Genomic DNA, 24945 nt, shown 5'->3' on the forward strand with positions numbered 1-24945 from the left:
ATCCGGGGGATCGGGCCTTGTGGCCGCCGACCAAGCCTGCCCCTCTCAAACAGGGGCCGATGCATTCGGCCTGCGCCCATCGCTGGACTTGCGCCGAGGGACAACCGAGCGGCTCCGGATGGGGAGCCAGGGTGATGTGTGCACAGCTCTATTAGTACAACATTCCTAGTTCTTTGTCAAGAACAAAATAGGAACTTGTTCAGGGATCGTCAGGCTCGCTGCGCTTATATTGCTGACTGCCACGCATGTTATTACACTCGTCATAACTCGCTAGGAGGCTCGCATGGTGGAACTCAAGGTTCGCCGCTTTGGCAATTCGTTGGGAGTCGTCTTGCCCAAGGAGGTGATCGCGCGCCTCAACACCGAGGATGGCGCGGCGCTATATCTGACCGAGGAGCCGGAGGGTGGGTATCGGCTGGTGCCCTTCGATCCCGCGTTTGAAGAGAAGATGGCAATGGCTGAGGACATTATGCAGCGCTACCGCGACACACTGCATGTCCTCGCCAAATGACAGGGCCGATCTGGATCGAGGAACGTGAAGCCCTCATCCTGCATGAACGTTTGTTGGTCTTGCATGGCGGTGCGCCGGGTGTTCGCGACGCGGCGCTCTTGAGTTCGGCATTGGCGCGGCCGCGACAGTATGCAGCCTATACCGATGAAGCGGACGTCATCTTTCTCGCGGCCCTGCATACGGCAGCCATTGTGCGCAACCATCCTTTCGTAGATGGCAACAAGCGCACGGGCTTCGTGCTCGGAATCCTGTTCCTCGAACTCAACCGCTATCGTTTCACCGCTCATCAGGCCGAGGCGGCCCAAGCCGTTATCGCGCTCGCCGCCGGTACACTCGACGAGCATCAATATGCGGCCTTCCTGGCCGCCAATGTCGCGCGCGATACCGGGCGATAGGACTCGTTACAGCTCGCTCTTCTGATATTGGGCCTTGTCGAGCCAGTCCTTGCGGATCTCGACGCCCCAGCCGGGGCCTTCGGGGATCTGGACCTTGCCGTCCTTGGCGACGAGCACGGGGTCGAAGAGGCCCGGTTCCCACGGATAATAATCGGTGCCCTCGATCGAATACTCGACATAGGGGCCGGCATTCTCGATGGCGCCCATGAGGTGCAGCGTGAAGACGGTGACCAGCGACTGGTTGGCGGAGTGCGGTGTGATGGGGAGGCCTGCCTTCTTCGCCATCTCGACGACTTTGAGCGTGCGGTTGATGCCGCCGAGATAGCAGACGTCGGGCTGTGCCACGTCGACCGCGCGCATGTCGATCGCGAAGCGCCAGAGAGCGAGATCGCAATCCTGCTCGCCGCCGGTGACGTCGAGGTCGAGCGCTTCCTTCACTTCCTTGGTCCAATGATATTCCCAGTAGGGGCACGGCTCCTCGAAATGGATGATGCCGTGCTGCTGCAGCATCTTGCCCACCTCGATCGCCTTCTTCGGCGTGTAGCCGCTGTTGCCGTCGACGAGGAGGCGCACATCGTCGCCGAGCGTCTTGCGGATCAAGGGCACGATCTCGTCGGTGCGGCCGGGCCATTCGTCCTGGTCATGGCCGCATTCCTTGCCCACCCGGAACTTGAAGGCGTTGTAGCCGTGCTGGTCGCGCAGCTTGATGAAGCGCGCGGCTTCATCCTTCGGCGTGATCTCGCCGCGCTTCATGGAACTGGCATAGACCGGGAAAGGGCGTGGCTTGCCGCCCAGCAATTCACAGACCGATTTCTGCTCGATCTTGCCGCGCAGGTCCCAGAGCGCCGTGTCGAGGCCAGTGAGGGCACGCATCAGATAGGAGCCGGGGAACTTATGTTCGCGTTCGGGGATGGTGGTGACGAGGCTCTCGATATCGAGCGCGTCCGCCCCCAGCGCGTAGGGGGCCACCTGACGGTGGAAAATCTGGCAGGTGATGTCGGCATTATAGGTCGAGACCTGGCCCCAACCCTGGCGCCCGTCATCGGTGGTGACGCGGACGAAGCCCACAGCGCGGTTGGTGAAAGTCTCGAGCGACTTGATCTTCATGAAATCCCCCGTTGATTGCGGCGGCAAATCTAGTCGCAGTCGGTGGACCCCGCAATTGACCAGCTGTTCCGCCCTATGACGGTTTCGTGACGGCCGGGGTGGGGCCGTGGCTGATATACTGGCCCCAAGAATGGCGTTTCATTGGGTCTAGGCCCAACCAGTGGCCGGCCCTATGAGTGCTATAGGTACGGGTCTGCTTGCGGCTATTTCGCGAGTGCGGTAAAACCTCGGCAGGATCCGTATCTGGCCATACCCCCCCCCCCCTCTCGCGGAGAGACCGATGTTGCGTGATGTCACGTTTCCGGTAGCAGGCGGCAAGGGGATGGCGCGCGCCCGGGTTTCGGGCGCTGTTCGGAACCATTCCAGCATAAGAAAAAATCGAGTCAGGACCGATCGGGGGCAGGATAGCTTTCCGTCGCCGGCACCTGACCAAGAGCATTCACTTTTTCCGGTCCAGATGTAAGAGTATCGTGCCATCCCCAAAGAAAAGCCGAACACGGGACGAAGGCGGGAAACGCACGGGAATGGCCGTAAGAAGTGAAGAGTAACAGGGATTTTGTAGCGGCCGGGCATCCCGCCCGGTCGTCAACAGGGAGGTCTGAATGACAAAGAAGGTACTGAGTTCCGCGCAGGAGACGATGCGTGCCGCATTGTTCAACCGGCGCACGATGCTGCGCTCTGCGGCCGCCGTCGGCGCCGTGGGTCTCAGCTCCCCCATGCTCGTCAAGAATGCGTTCTCGTCCTCGGGCGAATTGAACCTGCTGATGTGGTCGGACGAATTTCCGGATCCGGTGATTCCGAACTTCGAAAAAGCGACCGGCATCAAGGTCAACCAGACCCCGTTCTCGCAGAATGAAGAGCAGATCAACAAGCTGCAGGCGACGGGCGGCGAAGGCTTCGACCTGTGCCAGCCGACCTGCAACCGCGCGCCGCAATATCAGGACCTCGCGGTTCTGGCGCCCTATGACACCAACAAGTTCAAGCACGCGTCGGACCTAGTGCCGTCGATGATCGGCGCGTCGGAGAAGCTGTGGACCTGGGATGGCGGTCTCTATCACGTGCCGCATTGCTGGGGTTCGGAAGCGATCTCGTACCGCACCGACCTCTACAAGGGCGACCTTTCCAAGCTGTCCTACGGTTCGCTGTGGGCCGACGATGTGAAGGGCCACACGCAGGGCCGCGGCCACTCGTTCCTGCTGGCCATCGGCCTGTGGTGGGATGCCGAAGGCAAGCAGGCCTCGAACCGCATGCTCGACGGCTACAAGGACGAAGACAGCTTCAAGAAGGTCTGGGACCCGATCCTGAAGTTCGCCATCGAACACAAGGCGTGGGTGAAGCAGTTCTGGGATTCGGCCGATAACACCAAGTCGGGCCTGATGGAGAACGATGTCTGGATCGGCCAGACCTGGGACGGCCCGCCGCTGACCCTCAAGAAGGAAGGCAAGCCCGTCAACTACACCTCGCCCAAGGAAGGCGCGATCGTGTGGATCGACGGTCTCTCCATGATGAAGGCCGCCAAGAACACCGATCAGGTTTACGAGTTCATCAACTATCTCCACACGCCGGAAGTTTCGGCGCAGGTGGCCGATGGCTCGAACTACAACCCGGTCGTCACCGGCGGCGACGCGCTGACCTCGGAAGCGTTCAAGAAGAACTTCCAGGACGCCTATCCGGGCGATGCGCTGAAGAACATCTGGCCCTGGCCGGCGGAACCCGCCTGGTACGCGGAAATCCGCAGCCAGTACGTCGATCAGTTCAAAGCCGCGTAACCGCGTCTCGAAATGGCATGGTCAGCCCCGGTTCGCCGGGGCTGACTCATTTTCGGTGGGCCTCTGACAAGCCCGGTCTCATGAAGGCCGGCGCGGAGGCTTTCACCCAACGACAACAATAAAACAAGAACAGGGATACGATATGAGTGCGGGCGTCGAGCTTGACCACATTACGGTCCGCTTCGGTGAGTTCACGGCTGTCGATAACGCGACACTCGACATCAAGGGCGGCGAGTTCTTTTCCTTCCTGGGGCCGTCCGGCTGCGGGAAGACCACGATTCTGCGTACCGTCTCGGGGTTCCTGGAACCGTCCGAAGGGACGGTCCGGATCGGCGGACAGGACATGCGCGGCAGCGGCCCCAACAAGCGGCCGACGGCGCTGATCTTCCAGAACCTGGCGCTGTTCCCGCTGATGAGCGTTGCCGAGAACATCACCTATGGCCTGCGCGTGCGCGGTGCCGACAAGGCGACGCGGCGCAAGAAGGCTGACGAGCTTTTGGAACTCATTGCGCTGCCTGGCCAGGGCGACAAGTTGGTGAGCGAGCTTTCCGGCGGGCAGAAGCAGCGCGTGGCGATTGCCCGGGCGCTGGCCGTGCAGCCCAAGGTGCTGCTGCTCGACGAGCCGCTCTCGGCACTCGATCTGAAGCTTCGGCAGCATATGCGCAACGAGCTGCGCGCCATCCAGCAGATGGTCGGCATCACCTTCATCTATATCACCCACGACCAGGGCGAAGCGCTCACCATGTCGGACCGGATCGCGGTCATGAGCGACGGCGTCATCCAGCAGGTGGCCGACGGCAAGTCAGTCTATGACGATCCGAAGACGGCCTTCGTCGCTTCCTTCGTCGGCGAGAACAACGCCTTTGCCGGCACGGTGACGCGCGCCGAGGGCGGCTATGCGGTGGTCGATACGCCGTTCGGGCCCTTGCGCGGCCGCAACAGCCAGGGGCTGCAGGCCGGTGCCCGCGCGATCCTGTTCATCCGCCCGGAATCGGCGCGCCTCGCCCCCGGTGCCGCGGATGCCACATTCCACTCCAAGGTCAAGAGCGTCGCCTTCGAAGGCAACATGTCCCACGTCTTCCTGGAAGGCATCGGCAAGAAGGACGTGACCGTCACGGTCGGCCGCCGGGATGGTGCCAACATCCCGACCGAGGATGCGGTGGCCGCCATCTCCTACGATCCGGATCTGGGTCTCGTCCTGCCGGAAGGGAAGATGGCCCGTGAGTAGCCGCGCATTCGTCTTCATCGTACCGATCATCATCATCGCCATTTTCTGGGCGATGGCGAAGTTCGAGTACCGCAACAATACCGACCCGACGCGGAAAGGCTTCTTCGAGCGCAACGGGACGGTGCTGGGCATCGTCTTCATCGCGCTCGTCGCCTTCTGGACCCTCTGTCTGGTGGGCCTCCCTTATCTCTACATGGTGGTCGAAAGCTTCCATCCGCAATTGCCGCCGACCAAGCGCGGCGGACCGGACGACATCCTGACCATCGCGCAGTACCAGTCCTTCCTGCTCAACAAGCATGATGCCGGGATCAACTGGCTGCATATCGGGTCGCTGGGCTTCACGATCTTCGTCTCGATCATCGTCACAGCGCTCAATTTCTGCATCTGCTATCCGCTCGCCTATTACATGGCCCAGGCCGGGGCGCCGCAGAAGGTGCGCCTGCTGATGCTGTGCCTCATCGTCCCCTATTGGGTGAACGAGATCCTGCGCGCCTTCGCGCTGCGCCTGTTGCTGGCGTCGAAGGGGCTCATCAACCAGGTGTTGATGTGGTCGGGCTTCACCGATGTCCCCGTAGATTTCCTCGGCAACAATACCGGCCTCTATGTCGGCCTTTCCTACGCCTATCTGCTGGTGATGATGTTCCCGCTCTATAACGCGATCGAGAGCCTGGACAAGAACCAGATCGAGGCGGCGCGGGACCTCGGCGCACCCTGGTGGCGCATCCACAAGGATGTGGTCATCCCCTATGCCAAGCCCGGCATCGCGTCGGGCTGCACCATGGTCTTCATGCTGTCGGCGGGGTCGCTGGCGGCGCCGCAGTTCCTGGGCGGGCCGCGCATGCTGTGGTTCACCGCCATCATCTATGATTTCTTCTTCCAGAACTTCAACTGGGCGAGAGGTGCGGCCTATGCCTTCATCCTGCTTGCCGTTTGTATCGCTTTGGTGATGCTCCTGCTGCGTCTCTTCAAAGTGTCGCTGGGGGAGACGATCCGATGAATTCCAAGACCATCATGAGGGGGATGATCGGGTTCTACATCTTCCTCTTCTTCTTCTATCTGTTCGGTCCGCTGCTGGTGATGAGCGTCACCGCCTTCAACACGCCGGCCTATCCGCAGGCCTATCCGTTCGAAGGCTTCACGCTCGACTGGTTCGTGAAATTGTGGAACCACCGGTCGATGATGGACGGCCTCAAGAACTCGGTCATCATCGGGCTCGGCGTGGTGTCGCTTGCCGTGCCGATCGGCCTTGCCGCCGCCATCATCATGAACCAGATCTATTACCGGGCACGGAGCCTCTATTACCTGGTGACGATCTCGCCGCTTCTGACGCCCGGCGTCATCATCGGCATCTCGACGGTGATCTTCTGGAAGGACATGCTGGGTCTTACGGACTTCACCAAGGAGACCTTCTACAAGGGCATCATCCTGACGATCTTCGGCCAGGCGAGCTTCGTCTCGGCCTATTGCCTGCTGATCTTCATGGCGCGATTGACCCGTTTCGACCGGTCGCAGGAAGAGGCGGCGCTCGATCTCGGCGCTTCCTATCCGCAGGTCTTCTGGCACATCCTGCTGCCGTTCCTCAAACCCGCCGTCATCTCGTCGATCGTCATCGGCTTCCTGTCTTCGTTCGAGAATTACAACACCACCACCTTCTCGATCCTGGCGGACAAGACGCTGGTAACGGTGTTGGCGGGCGAGGTGCGGCAGGGGACCAACCCGGCGCTGTCGGCGCTGGCGGTGATCATCATCAGCATCTCGCTGGTGGGGGCCATCGTCTTTGAAATCCTGAAGCGGCGTGAGCAGCAGCAGGCCGAGCGCGCCCAGCGCGAAGCCCTCATCGCCGAGCGCGACGAGGTGCCAGCCTAGGGGCCAGAATTGCAACAGGCGGTTGCCATTGGGGCCAGCTTGTGTTGACGTGGTGCCAATAGAGCCAGATCGGTCTGGCCCTATCGGTACCAGTCAGACAGCGGGGGCAGGGCAGTGGGTCACGATAGCCGCGCAATTTTGTTTCACCTGGAGCATGATCGCACGACGACCCTCCAGGCGCAGCTCAGGCGCATGCTGGTCTCGGCCATCCTCGACGGCCAGATCCCGGCGGGCAGTCCGCTCCCCTCCTGCCGGGCGCTGGCGCAATCGCTGAAGATCGCCCGCAACACGGTGGTGCTGGCCTATCAGGATTTGACCGAGGAAGGCTTCCTCATCGCCAAGGAGCGGAGCGGGTTCTTCGTCAATCCGGATATCCTCTCCGCCCGCCCCAAGGAACTGGTGACGCGGCCGGAGGGTGGGGGCAGCGATGCGCCGGATTGGACGGCGCGCTTCAAATGCCGCCCCACCCAGCAGCGCAATGTCGTGAAGCCGGCCAACTGGCAGGACTATCCCTATCCCTTCATCTACGGTCAGATCGACCAGACCCTCTTTCCGCTCGCCGCCTGGCGCGAATGTTCGCGGCAGGCGCTCAGCGTCAATTCGGTCCGGGAATGGGCCAACGACCGCTTTGCCGAGGACGATCCGCTCCTCATCGAGCAGATCCGCACGCGCCTGCTGCCGCGCCGCGGTGTCCGCGTGGGGGCTGACGAGATCCTGGTGACGGTCGGGGCGCAACAGGCGCTCTATCTGCTCTCGACACTGCTCTTCGACCAGAAGACGGTCTTCGGCATCGAGGACCCCGGCTATACCGATGCCCGCAATATTGCGGGGCTTCGCGGTTGCCGCCTGGTATCGCTGCCCGTCGATGAACAGGGACTGATGCTGGGATCGCAGCTCGACGGCTGCGATTATGTATATGTGACGCCGAGCCACCAGTTTCCGACCACCGTCACCATGTCGCTGGAGCGGCGCCACGCCATCCTTGAGCGCGCGGTCGAGAAGGACTTCCTCCTCATCGAGGACGATTATGAAAGTGAGCTCACCCATGCCGGGTCGCCGCAGCCGGCCCTGAAATCGCTCGACCGGCATGGCCGCGTCATCTTCATCTCCAGCCTGTCGAAGACTCTGGCGCCGGGCCTGCGCATGGGCTTCCTGGTGGCGCCGAAGCCGCTCATCGCGGAACTCCGGGCGCTCCGGCGCCTGATGATCCGCCACCCGGCCGCCAACAACCAGCGCACGGTGGCGCTGTTCCTGGCCGACGGGCACCATGACACGCTGCTCCGGCGCCTCTGCAACGTCTATCGCGAGCGCCTGGCTGCCGCCGTCACCGCCATCGCCCGGCACCTGCCGGAATTCACCGTCAATCTCACCGCTGGGGGCACGGCCCTCTGGATCCGGGGGCCCAAGGATTGCGACATGGCGGCAATCGCCACCGCGGCCGAGAAGCGCGGCGTCGTCATCGAGCCGGGGGCGGTCCATTTCCTGGGCCAGCCGGGACCGGCCAATTTCTGCCGTCTCGGCGTTTCCTCGATCCCGACCGAGCGGATCGAGACCGGAATCCGGCTTCTCGCTGAGGCCGTGCGCGAGGTTTCCCGCTAGAATCCTGGCCCAAGTAGGCGCTGGCGCCTGGACCTATGAAGGGGCCAGGACCATGCCTATCGTGTCAGCATCGCTTTTCGACGCCATCCAACGAACGGACATACGACAATGAAAATGACCACGGAAGAGGCCTTCGTGAAGGTCATGCAGATGCACGGCATCGAGCATGTCTTTGGCATTATCGGCTCGGCTTTCATGCCGATTTCGGATCTCTTCCCCAAGGCCGGGATCAAGTTCTGGGACGTGGCGCATGAATGCAACGGCGGCTACATCGCCGACGGCTACACGCGCTCGACCGGCAAGATCGCCATGTGCATCGCCCAGAACGGCCCGGGCATCACCAATTTCGTCACTTGCATCAAGACCACCTACTGGAACCACACGCCGATGCTGCTGGTGACCCCGCAGGCCGCCAACAAGACGATCGGCCAGGGCGGCTTCCAGGAAGTCGAGCAGATGGCCCTCTTCAAGGACATGGTCTGCTACCAGGAAGAAGTGCGCGACGCCTCCCGCATGGCCGAAGTCCTCAACCGCGTGATCCTGAAGGCGATCCGCAACTCGGCCCCGGCGCAGATCAACGTCCCGCGCGACCTCTTCACCCAAGTGATCGATATCGAACTGCCGCAGATCTACCCGATCGAGAAGCCGGCCGGTGGCGCCGAAGCCATTGCGAACGCGGCGAAGCTCCTTTCCAGCGCCAAGTTCCCGGTGATCCTCTCTGGTGCCGGTGTCGTCCTCGGCGGTGCCATCCCCGAATGCCAAGCGCTCGCCGAACGCCTCGATGCGCCGGTCTGCTCCTCCTACCAGCACAATGACAGCTTCCCGGGGTCGCACCCGCTGGCGGCTGGCCCCCTGGGCTATAACGGCTCGAAGGCGGCGATGGAGCTCATCTCCAAGGCCGATGTCGTGCTGGCCCTCGGCACGCGCCTCAACCCGTTCTCGACGCTGCCCGGCTATGGCATCGATTACTGGCCGAAGAATGCCAGCATCATCCAGGTCGACATCAACCCGGACCGTATTGGCCTGACCAAGAAGGTGAGCGTCGCCATTGCGGGCGATGCGAAGCAGGTGGCGAAGTCGATCCTCGCCCAGCTGACGCCGGAGGCCGGCAATGCGGGCCGCGCGGAGCGGAAGGCGCTCATCCACCAGACCAAGTCCGCTTGGTTGCAGACCTTGTCCAGCATGGACCATGAGGATGACGATCCCGGCACCAGCTGGAACCACGATGCGCGCACCCGCCAGCCGGAACGCCTATCCCCGCGCATGGCGTGGCGGGCCATCCAGGCTGGCCTGCCGAAGGACGCGATCATCTCCAGCGACATCGGCAACAATTGTGCCATCGGCAACGCCTATCCGACCTTCGAGAAGGGCCGCAAATATCTGGCGCCGGGCCTCTTCGGCCCCTGCGGCTACGGCTTCCCCTCGATCATCGGTGCCAAGATCGGCTGCCCCGATACGCCGGTCGTAGGCTTTGCCGGCGACGGAGCCTTCGGCATCAGCATGAACGAGATGACCTCGGTCGGCCGCAAGGAATGGCCGGGCATCACCATGGTCGTCTTCCGCAACTACCAATGGGGTGCCGAGAAGCGCAACACCACGCTGTGGTACGACAACAATTTTGTCGGCACCGAGCTCGACCCCGAGCTTTCCTACGCCAAGATCGCCGAAGCCTGCGGGTTGAAGGGCGTCCAGGCGCGGACGCAAGCTGAACTCACGGCGGCCTTGAAGGAATCCTGCGAGGCGCAGAAGAAGGGCATTACCACCTTCATCGAAGTGATCCTCAACCAGGAGCTCGGCGAACCCTTCCGCCGCGACGCCATGAAGAAGCCGGTCGTCGTCGCCGGCATCGACAAGAAGGACATGCGTCCGCAGAAGGGCGCCTGATCCTCTGTGGAATGTTGAGGGGGGCGGACGTCAGTCCGCCCTCTATTTCATTTAGGCGGCATGAAGAATACTCGACCGTTCAGCTCGCCGGGCAATTCAGCTTGATGCGGAACAGGTAGAAGGTGAGCCTGTTCAATCCATTCCAATTGTTAATGCCAATCTTCTTGGTTTCTTTGAGGCAGGTGGCCCCGCAATTTTTCAAGGCCTCGATTTGGCTTGCCAAGATCTTGTCGCAATCATCTTGAGACGCAACCATCAACACAAAAAAGCGATCGACTATTGCCGACGTACCAAAGTCGGCGAGCGATGAAAGCTTCTTCACATCTTTTAGCCATGAACTTCCTTGCTCTATCGGCTTGTTGTTCCAATTTACACCCGCCCAGGCCGTCTTAATCTCGATTGCAATTGAATCGCCTGCTTTTCCAATGATCCTTAAATCACATCGCTTGCCGTGCCGTGCCGTCGCGGCTTCAACTTGGACCAAATATTCTTCTTCGCGGAACGAGGAATAGATGGCGCATTTGATTTGATCTTCTTTCGGTTTGACGTCGAAAGTGCCTGCCTCAACTATACGTTGATACTCTTTGCCTGACGCTTCGAGGGCCTTCATGATCAAGCGCTCTATGGCCTTGGAGGGGCTTTTGGGAAGCGATTTTGCGATGTTCGCCATGTTCTTCTTAAGTGTCGGCATAGCTCGCTTCTGCATCTGATCCCCCTAAAGAATCTTGTGTGACGGGAAGAAGAATATGTAACCAAAAATCAATTAAAAGTAGAATATGACAAATGCATGCGCCGAATGCAAGTTCTAGCTACATGCTGATATCGACCAATGTTCGAAGATGTGAGGGAACTATTGCCAGTCGTAAAGCGCCTTGCCCAGGCTGAGTACGGCGAGGGCGGCCAGGATGACGAGGACCATACGGCGGAAGAGGGCCTGGTCGATGCGGCGGAAGCCGTGGGCGCCGACCCAGACGCCGATGAGGAGGGCCGGCAGCCAGGCGAAGAACTGGGCAAAGCTCTGGGTCGTCAGCAGGCCTTCGAAATAGTGGCCGGTGAGACCGAGGACATCGGTCGATAAAAAGAAAGCGATGACCGAGGCGCGGCTGACGGCGGCGGCGGCAGGCGTCGAGAAATAGAACAGAACGACGGGCGGGCCACCGATGCCGAAGGCGCCGTTGAAGATGCCGGAGGCAGCGCCGGTCGCGGTCGTGGCGGCGGCGCTCGGCGTCTTGGCGAGGCGAAAGCCGCGCAGCATCATGATGGCGGTCCACAGCACAAAGATGGACATGGCAAGCTGCATCGGCACTTCGGGGAAACGTGCGAGCGCGAATATGCCGAAGGGCAGCGCGATCACATAGCCCAGCAGGAGCCAGCCGATCGAGCGCCAGTCAATCTCGCGCCAGATGCTGGGGATGAGGTTGATCGACGCGGCGACCTCCAGCAGGAAGATCGAGGGCACGATCTCGCGCGCTGGCAGCAACAGCGAAATGGCGGTGATGGACAGCAGCGAAAAGCCGAAGCCCGAAAAGCCGCGGACGATGGCGGCCAGGAAGATGGCCGCACTGCTGATGGCAAGGGTCTGCCAGTTGTCGGTGGCGAATGAGATGAGTGTGTCGAGCATGCGGCTCGCACTCTAGCCGAGGCCCCATAGGCCCGGTAGGGCAAGTTGTGACTTTCGATGGGGGCAGCAGAGATTCGGCTGGCCGAAGAATGCCTAGGGCAATTGCTCGAGGGCTGACGCGGCATCGATGCGGCCGGCGCCGAACTCCGGATCGCGGGAAGGCGGGCCAAGGTCGACGGCGGATGCTTCGACGGCCTTTCGCAACTGCGTGACGGTCAGTTGATGGTCATTCGCCATCATCAGGGCGGCGACCCCGGTCACATAGCCGGTTGCCATCGAGGTCCCGCTGAAGAAATCGTAGCTGCCGCCCGGCTTGGCGCCGAGGATGTCGACGCCAGGTGCCGCCACCGAAATATAGTCGCCGCGATTGGCGTTCTTGTAGAGATGATCCTTGGCGTCGGTCGCGGTCACGGCGATAACGCCGTCCTGAGCGGCCGGGTAGGCAGGCGCGGCCTTGGGACCTTCATTGCCGGCGGCGGCGATGACGCTCACTTTATGCATCAGGGCCTCGTTGACCATCTGCCCGACCAGCCGGTCTTGCGGACCGGTAAGGCTGAGATTGATGACCTGCGCGCCCTCCCGCACAGCCGTATCGATGCCTTGCGAGAGCAGAAAGGAAGAACTCTGCGCGGCACCCACTTTTGGGTCGACTTCGTGGAACGCGCGAACGGCAATGAGGTCCGCTGCTGGTGCGACACCATGCAGGGGCCCCTGGCCGACCAGGATGCTGGCGATCACCGTGCCGTGGGTCTCTGCGTTGACATCGCCGCCATCGACTACGTCGATGCCCTTGATGTGCGCGCCGCGCAGCGATTCATGTTGCAGATCGACGCCACTGTCGATGAGGCCGATCTTGACGCCGCTGCCGCCATTGGCCTTTGCCGCGGCTGCGTCCGCGCGGATCTGTTGCAGCGCATATTGCTGGGCGGCAGCATCGCCGGCACTGCTTTGATAGATGTAGTTCTTCTGCACCCAGAGCGGGCGCTGATCGGCAGCGGCGCGCTCGAAGACCTGTTCCGGATTGGCGCCATCGGCGACCCGCATCAGATAGACCCTGAGGCCGAGGCCGCTCATGGTGAAATTGCGCGTCGGCTCGAGTTTGAAATCGCCCGCAAAGCCATCGGGCACGCCGGCGTCGGTGCCCGGGGCGAAGATCACGCAGATCTCGTTGGGGATGTTGTCGCCACCGCCGGCTTTCTTGCGCTTGTCGGACGCAATCTCATCCTCGGTCCCCAGGATATCGGGAAGCGAGGCGGCTGGTCCCTGGTTCGGGTTGGTATTGGGGATGGTCGGGGTCGGTCCCGGAGCTGGACCGGGGCGCACCTGTGCGGCCGCGGGACCAGCCAAGGCGGCGAGCAAAATTCCTGCCAGGAAAAAGCGACGCATCGGACCCCAGCCTGGATCAGCGCTTCTGGGCGCTGGCGACCAGATCGGGCCGCGATTGCAGCTTGGCGATGGCACCGTCGAGCGATGCCGCATCGGCAAGGCCCAGGATGAAGGTCTGGCCCGGTTTCGGCCCATCGATGACGGTGGCGTCGATCTCGCTCAGCATCTGTGCCAGTTGCGCGGTCGTCACGTCGGGGCGGAAGGACACGATGAGGCTCGCGGCGGGTATCGCGACTTCGCCGCCGGCGCTGGCGGTCGCGTAATCACCGCCAGCCTGCTGCGACTTGCCCTGGAACTGATAGAGCATCACGCCCTGCGCGACGATGAGGGCACAGGCAGCGACCAAGGCGAATTGCAGGGCCGGCCGGGGGCGCGCCCAGCTGCCGAGCAGGCGTTCGAAGAAGCCCGGCTCGTTGGCGACGACATAGCGGCGCTGCTTGGTGCTCTCTATCTGCTGCAGCAGCTTGGTGAGATTGGCGCTGCTGGGGCCAGTGACATCCGCGTTGCTTTCGATGACCGCGTTCTGCTGGGCGCGCGCGGTCTCAAGCTGGGAGCGGAGATCCGCCGATCCCTTCAGCATATCGTCGACGGCGTCGCTTTCGGCGCTGCTGAGCTTGCCGGTCAGATACCAGGGTAGCAGCTCCTGTGCATCTTCCAGGCTGAGCGGGCGTTTCTCGTCGTTCCGGGCACTCATGCCACCGCTCCTTTCACTCCGGCCTGCTCGAGCAGCGCCTTCAGGCGCTGGCGGGCATAAAACATGCGGGTCTTTACCGTGTTCTCCGGAAGATCGAGGACTTCGGCGATCTCCTGGACCGAAAACTCCTGATAATAGGCCAGCTGCAGGATCTCACGATGATCCAGCGACAGGCACTCGATGAGCCGCGCCAGCAAACGCGACATGTCCTTGTCCGAGGCGAGCTTGTCCGGGGTCGGGCCGCTATCCTCGATATTGGCCGCCACTTCCTCATCGAGTGCCACCTCGCGCATGCGCCGGAGGCGGCTGACGGCCTTGTGGTGGCCGATCGAAAAGAGCCAAGTGGTGACCGACGATTTCCCCTCGAACCGCCCGGCCTGGCGCCAGACGTCGAGCATGGTTTCGCTCAAGACTTCCTCGGCCAGCTCCCGGTCCCGGACCATTTTCATCAGGAATGCGAAAAGGGCGCGGTTATGGCGCTGGTAAAACTCGGTAAATGCCGTCCGGTCGCCCTTGGCGATACCGTCCAGCAGCTTTCCATCGGAAGTGGCGCCGCCCGCATCCAGCTTCATCGAAACTCTGCCATCCTGTTCCATCCGTCGTCCGAGCCCGCCCTTGGGTTCAACGGCAGGGGATGGGCGGGAAAGTAATCCGACAGCCCCGCCTTGTATAGGCTGCTTGCCAGGGCCGGGTTAGTGGTCTAATCGGGTCGAAAAGGGAATGCTGAAGGGCCCTTTTTTCACCCTTTCCGGAGCAGCCAGAGATGGGCCGCGTCGTCGATTGCGCAATTTATGAAGGTGGCCGGCGCCTGGGCAGCCTGGACATCAACGATCCGGAGCAGATGAAGGTGCAGCCGGGCCGGGTGATCTGGATCGGCCTTTATGAGCCGGGACAGGATGTTCTGACCAAGCTCCAGCACTATTTCGGTCTGCACGAACTGGCGGTCGAAGACGCCTATCGCGCCCACCAGCGGCCCAAGCTGGAACTCTATGCCGAGACCATGTTCGTCGTCATGAAGACGGCGCAGATGGATGAAAGCCATGTCGCGATGGGCGAGACCAGCTTCTTCATCGGTCGCGGCTATATCATCACCGTGCGCCACGGCCCGTCGACGAGCTATTCCGACGTGCGCGCGCGCTGCGAGAATTCGCCGGAGAATTTCAAGAAGGGCGAGGATTTCATCCTCTATGCCCTGATGGATTTCATCGTCGACCGCTATTTCCCCATCGTCGACAGTATCGAGGACGATATCGAACGGCTGGAGGAGGCGGTACTTGACGGGCGCAGCACGATGGATGTGTTGGAAGAGATCACGGTGCTGCGCCGCGACCTCCTGCACATGCGCCATGCGGTGGCGCCGCTGCCGGAAATCTGCCAGCGCCTGATGCGCTATGACATGGCGCTGATCGACCGCAATACGCATCCCTATTTCCGCGACGTATCGGACCACAGCACGATCCTGCTCGACCGCATCGAGAACCTCCGCGAACTCATCAAGACGGTGGTCGACACCAAAATGCTGATGAGTGCCATGAAGCAGAACGAGGTGATGCGTCAGTTGGCGGCCTGGGCCGCCATGCTCGCGGTGCCGACGGCGGTGGCTGGCATCTATGGGATGAATTTCCAGAACATGCCCGAATTGACCTGGAAATACGGCTATTTCGGCGTTATCGGCCTGATCGTGGCCGTCTGCGCTTTGCTGTTCGTGCGCTTCAAGAGATCCGGCTGGCTATAGCGCGTATTTCTTCAAGAGGCGCCGCAGCTGGTGATAGCCGAGGCCAAGCTGCTGCGCCGCCTTGGTCTGGCTGCCGTCATGGCCGGCAAGGGCCCGTCTCAAGAGGTCGCGTTCGAAGGCGGCAACACTGGCAGTGAAATCGCCGACTGGAATCTCAGGCGCGCGTTGTTGGGGGGCGCTGCCGGGGCGCCACGGGCTTTCAAAGGGATCGATCTGGATCTCGGCAATGGGCTGCTCGGAGGGCCCGGCGCGGTAGACCGCGCGTTCGACAACATTCCTGAGCTCGCGCACATTGCCGGGCCAGGCATGATCGAGCAGCGCATGCCGGCATGAGGCGGTGAAGCCCGGAAAGAGCGGGTGGCCGAGGGTCTTCGCCATCCGGATGCCGAACGCCTCGCCCAGTTCCAGAATATCGGCGGGGCGTGCGCGGAGCGGGGGCAGCGTCACCACATCGAAGGAGAGCCGATCGAGAAGATCGGCGCGGAATTTGCCGGCCGCGACACATTCCGGCAAATCGACATTGGTAGCGCCGACAACGCGCACATTCACCTTCAAGGTCTGTTCGCCGCCGACGCGTTCGAACTCGCCATATTCGATGACGCGCAGGATCTGCTCCTGGAGGCGCGGCGAGGCGGTGGCGATTTCGTCGAGGAAGAGAGTGCCGCCATCAGCGCGTTCGAACCGGCCGCGCCGCCGCTGTCTTGCGCCGGTGAAGGCGCCTGCCTCATGGCCGAAGAGTTCGCTTTCCAGCAATGTCTCGGTGAGGGCGGCGCAGTTCACCTTGGCAAAGGGGCCATCCCAGCGTGGGGAGAGGTAATGGAGTCGCTCGGCGATCAGTTCCTTGCCGGTGCCGCGCTCGCCAATGACAAGCGCCGGCCGGTCGAGCTGGGCCAAGCGTGAAACATGCTCCAGCGCCTCCAGGAAGGCGGGGTCCGAGCCGAGCAGTGGTGTCGTGCCGGCAGCGTCAGGATTACTGATGATCTCCATATGGCGAATATAGTCATTAATGGCGAAATTGAATAGCTAATTTCGCCATACTTGAATTGGAAATCCATCTAACTATTTGAAATATCACATGACTGCATTTGGCACGGGGCGTGCTGTTAGAGGGCATCTTCATTTGAGGAGTTCCCCATGACCGACGATACCAGTCCCAGCTTCCGCCGCGGCATCGCCGCCGATCTCGATCGGGCGGTCGATTGGATCCGTGGCTATCTCCGCGGCCGCACGGCCTCCGACTGGGTGTTCTTCGGCTGTGGCATCGCGCTCGGCCATTTCCTCTTCTGATCTGATCCTCCCCCTCCATCACGACCATTCGATTTCGATAAAGGACAAGCAATATGGGCATTTTCTCGCGCCTCAGTGACATCGTGAACGCCAACCTCAACGCGCTGCTGGACCGCGCGGAAGACCCCGAAAAGATGGCGAAACTGATGATCCAGGAGATGGAGGACACGCTGGTCGAGGTGCGCTCGGCGGCGGTGAAGAACATCTCGGAAAAGAAGGAAATTGAGCGCCGCCTGGAGCAATTGGCGACAGCTGAGGCCGATTGGGCCCAGAAAGCGGAATTCGCCATTTCCAAGGGCCGGGATGATCTGGCGAAGGGGGCCTTGCTGGCCAAGCGCAAGCTCGCCGATACCGCCAATGCGATGCGCGGCGAATTGAAGGCAGTCGACGACGCGCTGGCGCGGCATGACGAGGATCTGGCGCGGTTGCAGTCGAAGCTGCAGGAGGCCAAGGCCAAGCAGAAGGCGCTCCTCATCCGCCTCAATGCCGCCCAGAAGCGGGTCCAGGTGCGCCAGACGCTGGCCGATGGCCGGGTCGATGACGCGTTGGCGCGCTATGACGCCCTGCACGCCAAGATCGACGAGCTTGAAGGTCGGGCCGAGGTTTACGATATGGGGCAGGGTAAAACCCTGGAACAGGAGTTTGCAAACCTTGAAGCCGAAAGCGGCCTTGATGCAGAGTTGCAGGCGCTCAAGGACAAGCTCCGCTCCGAGCACAAGGCGTAAGGCCGACTATGTTCTGGCTGAGCGCCATCGCAACCGCCCATCCGCCCGAAGGTATCGTCTATGAGTTTCCTCGAGTTCCTGTCCGTGCCGGCGATCATCTTCATGGTGGTCGTGGCGCCATTGTGGCTGATCTTTCACTACCGCACGATCTGGAAGCGGCAGCAGTCGAACGGCGCCAACGACGAGAAGAGCGTCAAGGAAATGTGGGCCGTGGCACAGCGGCTTGAAGGCCGCGTTGCTAATCTGGAGAAATTGCTCGACGCCGAGGCGCCGGGCTGGCGGGAGACACAGAAATGAAATGCGGGCACGGACATTGGCAGAAAGGTTGGCACCGGGAAGGTGGACCTTCTCCCTTCGACACGTTCAAGAAATTGCGGCGTGACGGGGCGCGGGGGAAGATCAGCGGCGTCTGCGCCGGCATTGCCAATTATTGGGACATCAAGGTGAAGTGGGTGCGGATCGCCGCAGTGCTCGGCCTCATCTTCCTGCCGATGCCGATCCTCATCGCCTATGGCTTGGCGACCTTTTTCATCAAGGCGGAAGAATTGCCGCCGCAGACAGCGAGCCAAGCCGAACCGGCGGAGCCGACCGCCGGGGCGTCGCGTTATCAGGATTTGCCGCCCGATCTTTCCTTCCCGACCTTGCGCGCCAAGTTCAAGGAACTGGAGGAACGGGCCGGGGCGATGGAAGCGCAGGTAACGTCGCAGGAATTCCATCTGCGCCGCGATTTCCGGCAGATGGGCGAAGCCTAGCCGTTTCCCCGCGTCATGCCCGGGTGAAGAGCGGGCATCCACTCCCTCCCCCCGATTGCAGTGGGTCCCCGGGAATGATTCTCCCGGGGATGATGCGTTTGCATCAGGTCAGAGAATCTTGCCCGGAAAGGGGTTGGTGCCGGTGCGGTCTTCGATTTCGACCACCCAGAGATCGGGATCCCGGTTCACCGCCTTGGCGATATAATCGTCGGCGTCGCGCTCGCTGAGGAGCGCGCCGCCCTGCACCGGCAGCCAGGCGATCTCGCCATCGGCATCGCGGGTCTGGTTGAGTAGGCGGCAGCCGGGTCCCAGCAGATTGAGCTTCACCAGAATGGCGCCGCCCCAATCGTCGCCCTTATGCGCGATGATCGCGGTCAGACCCTTGGCGAAACATTGGCGCACATGCGCCTTGACGTAGAGCTCGGTGGCGAGCCTGTCGCTCACGCCTTCTGGGCTTTCAACGCTGCATTCCGAAGATCAGTGAGCGAAGCCTTCGGCGTGATCGCTTCCGGATCAATGCGGAGTTCGAGCAAGGCCGGCTTCCCGGCGGCAAGGGCGCGTTCGAAGGCCGGCGCGAACTCCGCCGTCTTCTCGACCAGTTCGGCATGGGCGCCGTAGGCCTTGGCGAGCGCCACGAAATCCGGATTGTGCAGCTCGGTCCCGCTGACGCGGCCGGGATATGTTTTTTCCTGGTGCATGCGGATGGTGCCGTACATGCCGTTATTGATCACGAGGAAGACGACATTGGCGCCGTATTGCACGGCGGTTGCCAGTTCCTGACCGTTCATCATGAAGCAGCCATCTCCGTTGAAGGAGACGACGATGCGGCTGGGGGCCGCGAGCTTTGCGGCGACACCGGCCGGCACGCCATAGCCCATTGAGCCGTTGGTGGGGCCGAGCTGGGTGCGGAACTTGCGATACTGATAGAAGCGGTGGCTCCAGGTCGCATAATTGCCGGCGCCGTTGGTGAGGATCGCATCGGCCGGCAGGCGCTCGCGCAGCCAGGCCATGATGTCGCCCATCTGCAAATCGCCGGGGACGGGGCTGTGCTTGATATTCTCGACATAGTCGGCGCGCGCCGCTGTGGTCCAAGCATCCCACGCCTTGTGATCGACCGGCGCCATCTTGCGCAGGGCACGAGCGAAGGCCGCCATGCCGCTGTTGATCGGCAGCGTCGCCTGATAGACGCGGCCCAGTTCCTCGACGCTGGCATGCACATGCACCAGTTTCTGTGCGGGAACCGGAATGTCGATGAGCGTATAGCCTGAAGTCGTCATTTCACCGAGGCGCGGCCCCACGGCGATCAGCAGGTCGCTTTCCTTGATGCGCTGGGCAAGCTTCGGGTTGATACCGATACCGACATCGCCGACATAGTTCGCCGCCGTATTGTCGAAGAGATCCTGACAACGGAACGCGCAGCCGACCGGCAGATTGTTGGCCTCGGCAAAGGTGCGGAAGTCGGCGACGGCATCGGCGTCCCAGCCGCCGCCGCCCAGAATGACCAGCGGCCGCTGCGCCTTCGCGAGCAGCGCGCGGAAGTCGGCGATTTCCTCCTCGCCCGGATGTGCGCGGCTCACCTTGTAATGCATCGCATCGCCTACTTCGGCGATATCGGTCAGCATGTCTTCCGGCAAGGCGAGGACGACCGGACCGGGCCGACCGTTGACGGCACGGTGGAATGCCTGGCTCACCAGTTCGGGAATGCGCGCGGCATCGTCGATCTCGGCCACCCATTTGACCATCTGCCCGTACATGCGGCGGAAGTCGATTTCCTGGAAGGCTTCGCGTTCGACTTGATCGCGCGCCACCTGACCGATGAACAGGATCATCGGCGTCGAATCCTGGAACGCCGTGTGTACGCCGACCGAGGCATTGGTGGCGCCGGGGCCGCGCGTCACGAAGCAGATGCCGGGCTTGCCGGTGAGCTTGCCATAGGCCTCGGCCATATAGGCGGCGCCACCTTCCTGGCGGCAGACGACCAGTTTGATCTTGTCCTGGACATCATGCAGGGCATCGAGGGCAGCCAGATAGCTTTCGCCCGGCACGCAGAATGCCAGCTCGACGCCGTGGCTGATGAGGGCATCGATCAGGATCCTGCCGCCATTGCGCGGCTTCACATTTTTGCTCATGGACTGCACCTAGATTTCACAGATCAAAGTTCGGGAATTGCGGGGCTAGGGCTAGCGCCTTTTGCCCCGGCTTGGCAAGGGGCGGCGGGGATCTAGAGTGGCGGCCGGCGGTCCCACCAGGGTTGGAGCTTCTCCAGGGCCGCGCCGAGGCCGAGAACGCCCAGGTCATCATGCCGCCGCCCGATGATCTGAAGTCCGATGGGAAGTTTTTCGGACGTCAGGCCCGCCGGCACGGAGAGAGCCGGGCAGGGGCTGACGAAGTTCCAGACCGAGGTGAAATCGAGAGCGTGATAGCGGCCCTGCGCGTCAAGCTGCCAATATTCGGTATCGTTGCGGCCGACCTTGGCCGCCGGCTGGCACATGGTACCGGTCAGGATCGCCTCGTTGCGGGCGAGGATCGGCTGGATCTCGCCCCACATGCGGGTGCGGACGATCTCGATCTTCTTGAATTCGACCGCGTTCATGGCGAAGCCGTTCTCGATGAGGCGCACCACATTGGGGTCCATCTTGGCCCGATATTCTTCCAGCACATGGCCGAAGAAGGTGGCAAGGTACACGCCCCAATGCGCCGACCACAATTCGTCCTCGTCCTTGCCCCAGGGGAGCTCGACTTCCTCGATGATGGCCCCGGCCTTGGCGAAACTGTCCGCAGCACGGCGCACGGCGGCCTCGACCTCAGGATGCCAGACATGATTGCCGACCTTGAGCAGGAGTGCGAGACGGCGCCCTTTGAGGTCACTCGGCAGCGGGCCGGTGAAATCGAGTGGCGTGGTGAGCGATTGGATGTCGCGATCATCCGGCCCTTGCGTCACCTGCATGAAGAGACAGGCATCGCCGATGGTGCGGGCAAGTGGACCGAAATGCGACAGCTGGTCGAACTGGCTGGGGAGGATGGTGAAGGGGATGCGGCCGAAGCTCGGCTTCAAGCCGACGATGCCGCAAAAGCTTGCGGGGATGCGCACGGAGCCGCCCATGTCGGAGCCTTCGGCGAACGGCACGCAACCGCTGGCGACAGCGGCGCCCGAGCCGCCGGATGAACCACCGGCCGTGCGCTCGGTGTTCCAGGGATTGCGCGTGATGCCCCAGAGCGGGCTTTCGGTGAAGCTCGAATAGGCGAATTCCGGTGTCGTGGTCTTGCCGATGAGGATCCCGCCGGCACCTGCCAACGCCTCGGCGATCGGCGCGTCATGATCCGGTACCCAGTGTTCGTAAGCGTAAGAGCCGAGCGTCGTGCGCTTGCCCTTGGTCGGCGTGAGGTCCTTCAGGGCATAGGGAACGCCATGAAGGGGCCCGCGGAAGTGACCGGCCTTCGCTTCGGCTTCCATCTGCCGCGCCTGGGCCAAGGCCTCGTCGGCATAGACGAAGCAGAAGCAATTGAGGGTCGGATTGACGGTGGCGATCCGCTCGAGCGCATTCTCGACGATGGTGACGGGCGACAGGCTGCCGGCACGGATGCGGGCGGCAAGTTCGGTGGCGGGCGTGTAGCAGAGATCGAGATCGGTCACGGGCGCATCCCATTGCGAACGAAGTTGAGGCGGCCAAGGCCGCGGAAGACGAAAATCAGAAACAGCAGATCGACCAGCACCATCAAGGCGACAAGGGCATGATAGAGCGGTGAGACATTCTGGGCGACACCAGAGAAGACCGCGCCGGGCAGGAGCACCGCATCGCCCGAAAGCGCATTGCTGAGATAAAAGTCGCCCAGTGACAGGAGCGCGGAAAGCAGCGCGCCGAAGACGAGGTAGGGTTTGAGGACCGGCAAGGTCAGGCGGCTGAAGATGGTCCATTCGTCGGCGCCGGCCTCGAGCGCCGTGCGGCGCCAATCGGGATCGACACGACGCCAGCCGATGCACAGGAGGGCCGCCACCATCGGGGCGGCGACGGCGGCTTGGCTCGCGGCGACTAGCGGCAGCCCCAAGGCGTTGCCGCCCCATTGCGCAAGCTTGAGGCAGGCGAGGAGGAAGAGGGCGCCGAGACCGAAGCGCGGCAGCAGAAAAGGAAGGGCCGACAGCAGCAGCAACGGATAGCGCCGGCGTGCCAGCCAGTGCCGCCAGAGTGCGGCGAGAGCCAATCCCCAAAGTGTTGCGAGCAGGCTGACCCCGAGGGCTGTCAGCGGCGTCATCATCAGGGCGGGGGCAATGCCGGATTCCTTGCCGAGCGCTGCGTCGAGCTGACCGATATCGGCGACCAGAAAGATGCCCAGCGCATAATAGAGGCCGATCCCGCAAATGGCCGCGATGGGCGACAGCAGAAACAGCAGCAAAAGCAAAGCGAGGCAACTCAGCAGCCAGCGCGAAACGGGATTGACGCCGCGGGTCATGCCATCACCTTGCGCGCGCGCAGGAACAGCAGCCCCAGGAGGGGCAGTACGGACAGAACGAGCATCAGCAGCAGCATGGTGGCTGCATAGGGCCAGCCTGTCTCCGATTCCAATGCCCGCTGCAACCACTCGCTGGCCTGCTGGTCGTCGACGGTTCCCAGGAGGCGCGGCTCGAGAAAACTGCCAAGAGATCCGCAAAAGGTAACTGCGGCAGCGAATCCTGCCACGAACCAACTCTGCGGCAGCAGGATGCGTCGTAGCAGCGTGAAGGCCGTGGCACCGCATTCGCGGGCTGCGTCGAGCACGACCTGATCGACGCGTGCGAAACCGGCCAGGAGGATGATGGTGGCGAGTGGCAGCCAGGCATGGGTGGCGGCAATGCATTCGGCGATGAAGCCGCCACCGAGGAGCAATGGCAATGTCCCGGACGCGATCAGATCCTTGAATACCAGCATCCAACCCAGAATGCGGATGCCCGGATCGGCGAAACAGAGAATGAGAATGACGGCAAGTAGCAGGCGCCCCAGCCAGCGCCGCGCGCGCAAAACAGCGAAGGCGAGTGGAATGCCAAGAAGAACAGTCGCTACCGCCGTCACAGCAGCAAGAAGCAGACTGTTGAACAGGGCCGCGCGCGCTTCAGGCGAACCAGCAAGCCGGGTCCAGGCGGTGAAGCTCAATGCCCCATCACTCTCTGCCTGAAGACTGAGCCATCCAGCACCGGCGAGCGGGACCATGAGCGCAATCGCTTGCAGCAGCAAGGCAATACCGGCGACCTGCAGGAAGATGCCCCGTGGTGCATTCGGCAGGTCGCTTCCCTTGGCGATCATGGCTCGGCCGGCAACAGGTATGAATCGGTTCGGTTCCAGCCCAGCGTTACGCGGCGACCGCTTTCGAGCGGGAAGGGGGACGGCAAGGGAATCTCGGCCATGATACCTGCCGGCAAACCGTCGACGGCGACACGGATCTGTGCGGCGCCACCGCGCGGCATCACGTCGACGATGCTGCCGTCGGTCAGCATGTCGAAGCGGCGGATGCCGAGGAACGGCCGCACCACTTCGGGCCGCACCAGGAGCAAGGCGGGACCGGCCCCAAGGCCCGGATGGCAGCGTTCGCGCGGCATCTCGCCACCGCCCGATTGCAGCAGGGGGGATCTCACGTCGATCTTGGTTTCACCGGGCACGATATCGACGGGCAGCAAGTTGCAGGGGCCGGCGAGGCGCGCGACGATGGCATTGGCCGGCTTGCTGAACAGCTCGTCGGGCCGGCCGCGCTGCACGTCGCGACCGCCGGAAAGGACGATGATGGAATCGGCGAGAGCCATCGCTTCGGCCAGATCATCGGTGGCGAGAAGTGCTGTGATGCCGAATTGCCGGTGCAGGCGTTTCAATTCCGGCAGGAACGCGCGCCGCGCAGCCGAGGGCAGGGATTGCAGCGGCCGTTCCAGCAGCAGGACCTCCGGTTCGCCCGCCAAGGCGCGGGCAAGCGCTACGCGCAAGGACATGACTGGGTCGAGCGCGCCAGGCAGCAGGCCCAATTGATCGGGCGCAATCCCGATTTCTTCGACGAGGCGCTGCAGGCGGTTATTGCATTCGGCGCGGTCATGGCCGCGCTGTTCCAATGGAAAGGCGATGTTGGCCCGGGCATCGAGATGCGGGAACAGGGCCAGATGGGCGCGCAGCGACATGAATCCGCGTTCGCCCGGCGCGCGCAGTGCGAGGTCCTTGCCATCAAGGAGGATGCGTCCGTGGTGCGGGCGGGCAAATCCGGCGATGAGGTCGATCAGCGTGCGCAGCGATGCGGCTTCCGGCGAGACGACAGCCAACATCTGACCACGAGCGATTTCGGCCGAGAAGCCGTCGAGCACACCAGCGACCGCCCCGGCCGAAAGGTCGCGCAGATCCAGATGGCTGGCCGTGTTCATGCTCGGCCCGCCGGCG

Annotated in this window: 26 protein-coding genes; 13 read left to right on the forward strand and 13 right to left on the reverse strand. The window is 62.5% G+C overall.

The window, feature by feature from the left end; all coding sequences use genetic code 11:
• Nucleotides 1-283 precede the first annotated feature (283 nt).
• A complete protein-coding gene (locus ACE3PP_RS21000) occupies nt 284-511 on the forward strand; it encodes an AbrB/MazE/SpoVT family DNA-binding domain-containing protein (protein WP_374385265.1) in 228 nt (75 codons plus the stop codon).
• Nucleotides 508-906 carry a type II toxin-antitoxin system death-on-curing family toxin gene (locus tag ACE3PP_RS21005; protein WP_374385266.1) on the forward strand — a complete coding sequence of 133 codons (399 nt, stop codon included), beginning with the start codon at nt 508-510 and terminating at the stop codon, nt 904-906. Before ACE3PP_RS21000 ends, ACE3PP_RS21005 begins: the two co-directional genes overlap by 4 nt.
• A 6-nt stretch (nt 907-912) precedes the next feature.
• Here ACE3PP_RS21005 and ACE3PP_RS21010 read toward each other — a convergent pair whose 3' ends face one another.
• Nucleotides 913-2013, reverse strand: a complete 1101-nt coding sequence (locus ACE3PP_RS21010; RefSeq protein WP_374385267.1) for a mandelate racemase/muconate lactonizing enzyme family protein — start codon at nt 2011-2013, stop codon at nt 913-915.
• A gap of 602 nt (nt 2014-2615) precedes the next feature.
• Here ACE3PP_RS21010 and ACE3PP_RS21015 point away from each other — a divergent pair.
• The 6 genes from ACE3PP_RS21015 to xsc all read left to right on the forward strand — a co-directional run bounded on the left by ACE3PP_RS21015 (nt 2616) and on the right by xsc (nt 10359).
• Nucleotides 2616-3782 (forward strand): extracellular solute-binding protein, encoded by a 1167-nt coding sequence (locus ACE3PP_RS21015; RefSeq protein ID WP_374385268.1) that lies wholly within the window; start codon nt 2616-2618, stop codon nt 3780-3782.
• Between the two features lie 142 nt (nt 3783-3924).
• Entirely contained in the window at nt 3925-5010 is a 1086-nt protein-coding gene (locus ACE3PP_RS21020; protein ID WP_374385270.1) for an ABC transporter ATP-binding protein, read from the forward strand.
• A complete protein-coding gene (locus ACE3PP_RS21025) occupies nt 5003-6007 on the forward strand; it encodes an ABC transporter permease (RefSeq protein WP_374385271.1) in 1005 nt (334 codons plus the stop codon). The genes ACE3PP_RS21020 and ACE3PP_RS21025 overlap by 8 nt, the downstream gene beginning before the upstream one ends.
• On the forward strand, nt 6004-6876 hold the full coding sequence (locus ACE3PP_RS21030; protein WP_374385273.1) for an ABC transporter permease: 873 nt from the start codon (nt 6004-6006) through the stop codon (nt 6874-6876). Before ACE3PP_RS21025 ends, ACE3PP_RS21030 begins: the two co-directional genes overlap by 4 nt.
• A gap of 114 nt (nt 6877-6990) precedes the next feature.
• Nucleotides 6991-8475, forward strand: a complete 1485-nt coding sequence (locus ACE3PP_RS21035) for a PLP-dependent aminotransferase family protein (RefSeq protein WP_374385274.1) — start codon at nt 6991-6993, stop codon at nt 8473-8475.
• 108 nt (nt 8476-8583) lie between these two features.
• Nucleotides 8584-10359: a sulfoacetaldehyde acetyltransferase gene (gene xsc, locus ACE3PP_RS21040; protein WP_374385275.1), complete on the forward strand. Its 1776-nt coding sequence runs from the start codon at nt 8584-8586 to the stop codon at nt 10357-10359.
• 79 nt (nt 10360-10438) lie between these two features.
• Here xsc and ACE3PP_RS21045 read toward each other — a convergent pair whose 3' ends face one another.
• From ACE3PP_RS21045 to ACE3PP_RS21065, 5 genes are all read right to left on the reverse strand, one after another.
• Nucleotides 10439-11029, reverse strand: a complete 591-nt coding sequence (locus ACE3PP_RS21045) for a hypothetical protein (protein WP_374385276.1) — start codon at nt 11027-11029, stop codon at nt 10439-10441.
• Nucleotides 11030-11209: 180 nt separating this feature from the next.
• Nucleotides 11210-11980 carry a sulfite exporter TauE/SafE family protein gene (locus ACE3PP_RS21050; RefSeq protein ID WP_374385277.1) on the reverse strand — a complete coding sequence of 257 codons (771 nt, stop codon included), beginning with the start codon at nt 11978-11980 and terminating at the stop codon, nt 11210-11212.
• Nucleotides 11981-12073: 93 nt separating this feature from the next.
• Nucleotides 12074-13366 (reverse strand): S8 family serine peptidase, encoded by a 1293-nt coding sequence (locus tag ACE3PP_RS21055; RefSeq protein ID WP_374385278.1) that lies wholly within the window; start codon nt 13364-13366, stop codon nt 12074-12076.
• Between the two features lie 16 nt (nt 13367-13382).
• Complete coding sequence (locus tag ACE3PP_RS21060) at nt 13383-14060, reverse strand: hypothetical protein (RefSeq protein WP_374385279.1); 678 nt, start codon at nt 14058-14060, stop codon at nt 13383-13385.
• Nucleotides 14057-14632 carry a sigma-70 family RNA polymerase sigma factor gene (locus tag ACE3PP_RS21065; protein ID WP_374385280.1) on the reverse strand — a complete coding sequence of 192 codons (576 nt, stop codon included), beginning with the start codon at nt 14630-14632 and terminating at the stop codon, nt 14057-14059. Before ACE3PP_RS21065 ends, ACE3PP_RS21060 begins: the two co-directional genes overlap by 4 nt.
• Before the next feature lie 191 nt (nt 14633-14823).
• Here ACE3PP_RS21065 and corA point away from each other — a divergent pair, with 191 nt between their 5' ends.
• Nucleotides 14824-15795 (forward strand): magnesium/cobalt transporter CorA, encoded by a 972-nt coding sequence (corA, locus tag ACE3PP_RS21070; protein ID WP_374385281.1) that lies wholly within the window; start codon nt 14824-14826, stop codon nt 15793-15795.
• Here the strand turns inward: corA and pspF are convergent.
• Nucleotides 15790-16782, reverse strand: coding sequence for a phage shock protein operon transcriptional activator (gene pspF / locus ACE3PP_RS21075; RefSeq protein WP_374385282.1), 993 nt, complete (start codon nt 16780-16782; stop codon nt 15790-15792). The two genes, corA and pspF, sit on opposite strands and share 6 nt — an antisense overlap.
• Before the next feature lie 147 nt (nt 16783-16929).
• On the opposite strand from pspF, the gene ACE3PP_RS21080 reads away from it, so the two are divergent.
• The 4 genes from ACE3PP_RS21080 to ACE3PP_RS21095 are packed head-to-tail and all read left to right on the forward strand — an operon-like array spanning nt 16930 to nt 18559.
• Nucleotides 16930-17082: a hypothetical protein gene (locus tag ACE3PP_RS21080; protein ID WP_374385283.1), complete on the forward strand. Its 153-nt coding sequence runs from the start codon at nt 16930-16932 to the stop codon at nt 17080-17082.
• A gap of 53 nt (nt 17083-17135) precedes the next feature.
• A complete protein-coding gene (gene pspA, locus ACE3PP_RS21085) occupies nt 17136-17807 on the forward strand; it encodes a phage shock protein PspA (protein WP_374385284.1) in 672 nt (223 codons plus the stop codon).
• 60 nt (nt 17808-17867) lie between these two features.
• Nucleotides 17868-18104, forward strand: coding sequence for an envelope stress response membrane protein PspB (pspB, locus tag ACE3PP_RS21090; protein ID WP_374385285.1), 237 nt, complete (start codon nt 17868-17870; stop codon nt 18102-18104).
• Nucleotides 18101-18559: a PspC domain-containing protein gene (locus ACE3PP_RS21095; RefSeq protein WP_374385287.1), complete on the forward strand. Its 459-nt coding sequence runs from the start codon at nt 18101-18103 to the stop codon at nt 18557-18559. The genes pspB and ACE3PP_RS21095 overlap by 4 nt, the downstream gene beginning before the upstream one ends.
• A gap of 108 nt (nt 18560-18667) precedes the next feature.
• On the opposite strand, the gene ACE3PP_RS21100 is transcribed toward ACE3PP_RS21095, so the two are convergent.
• The 6 genes from ACE3PP_RS21100 to ACE3PP_RS21125 form a co-directional block, all read right to left on the reverse strand.
• Complete coding sequence (locus ACE3PP_RS21100; RefSeq protein WP_374385288.1) at nt 18668-19003, reverse strand: DUF1491 family protein; 336 nt, start codon at nt 19001-19003, stop codon at nt 18668-18670.
• Nucleotides 19000-20688 carry a thiamine pyrophosphate-binding protein gene (locus ACE3PP_RS21105; RefSeq protein WP_374385289.1) on the reverse strand — a complete coding sequence of 563 codons (1689 nt, stop codon included), beginning with the start codon at nt 20686-20688 and terminating at the stop codon, nt 19000-19002. Before ACE3PP_RS21105 ends, ACE3PP_RS21100 begins: the two co-directional genes overlap by 4 nt.
• Before the next feature lie 92 nt (nt 20689-20780).
• Complete coding sequence (locus ACE3PP_RS21110; protein ID WP_374385290.1) at nt 20781-22193, reverse strand: amidase; 1413 nt, start codon at nt 22191-22193, stop codon at nt 20781-20783.
• Nucleotides 22190-23008 carry a hypothetical protein gene (locus ACE3PP_RS21115; protein WP_374385291.1) on the reverse strand — a complete coding sequence of 273 codons (819 nt, stop codon included), beginning with the start codon at nt 23006-23008 and terminating at the stop codon, nt 22190-22192. The genes ACE3PP_RS21110 and ACE3PP_RS21115 overlap by 4 nt, the downstream gene beginning before the upstream one ends.
• Complete coding sequence (locus ACE3PP_RS21120; RefSeq protein ID WP_374385292.1) at nt 23005-23835, reverse strand: ABC transporter permease subunit; 831 nt, start codon at nt 23833-23835, stop codon at nt 23005-23007. The genes ACE3PP_RS21115 and ACE3PP_RS21120 overlap by 4 nt, the downstream gene beginning before the upstream one ends.
• Nucleotides 23832-24929 carry an ABC transporter ATP-binding protein gene (locus ACE3PP_RS21125; protein WP_374385293.1) on the reverse strand — a complete coding sequence of 366 codons (1098 nt, stop codon included), beginning with the start codon at nt 24927-24929 and terminating at the stop codon, nt 23832-23834. Before ACE3PP_RS21125 ends, ACE3PP_RS21120 begins: the two co-directional genes overlap by 4 nt.
• Nucleotides 24930-24945 lie beyond the last annotated feature (16 nt).

This window comes from Dongia sp. (assembly GCF_041910485.1).
In the GTDB taxonomy this organism is placed as follows: domain Bacteria; phylum Pseudomonadota; class Alphaproteobacteria; order Dongiales; family Dongiaceae; genus Dongia.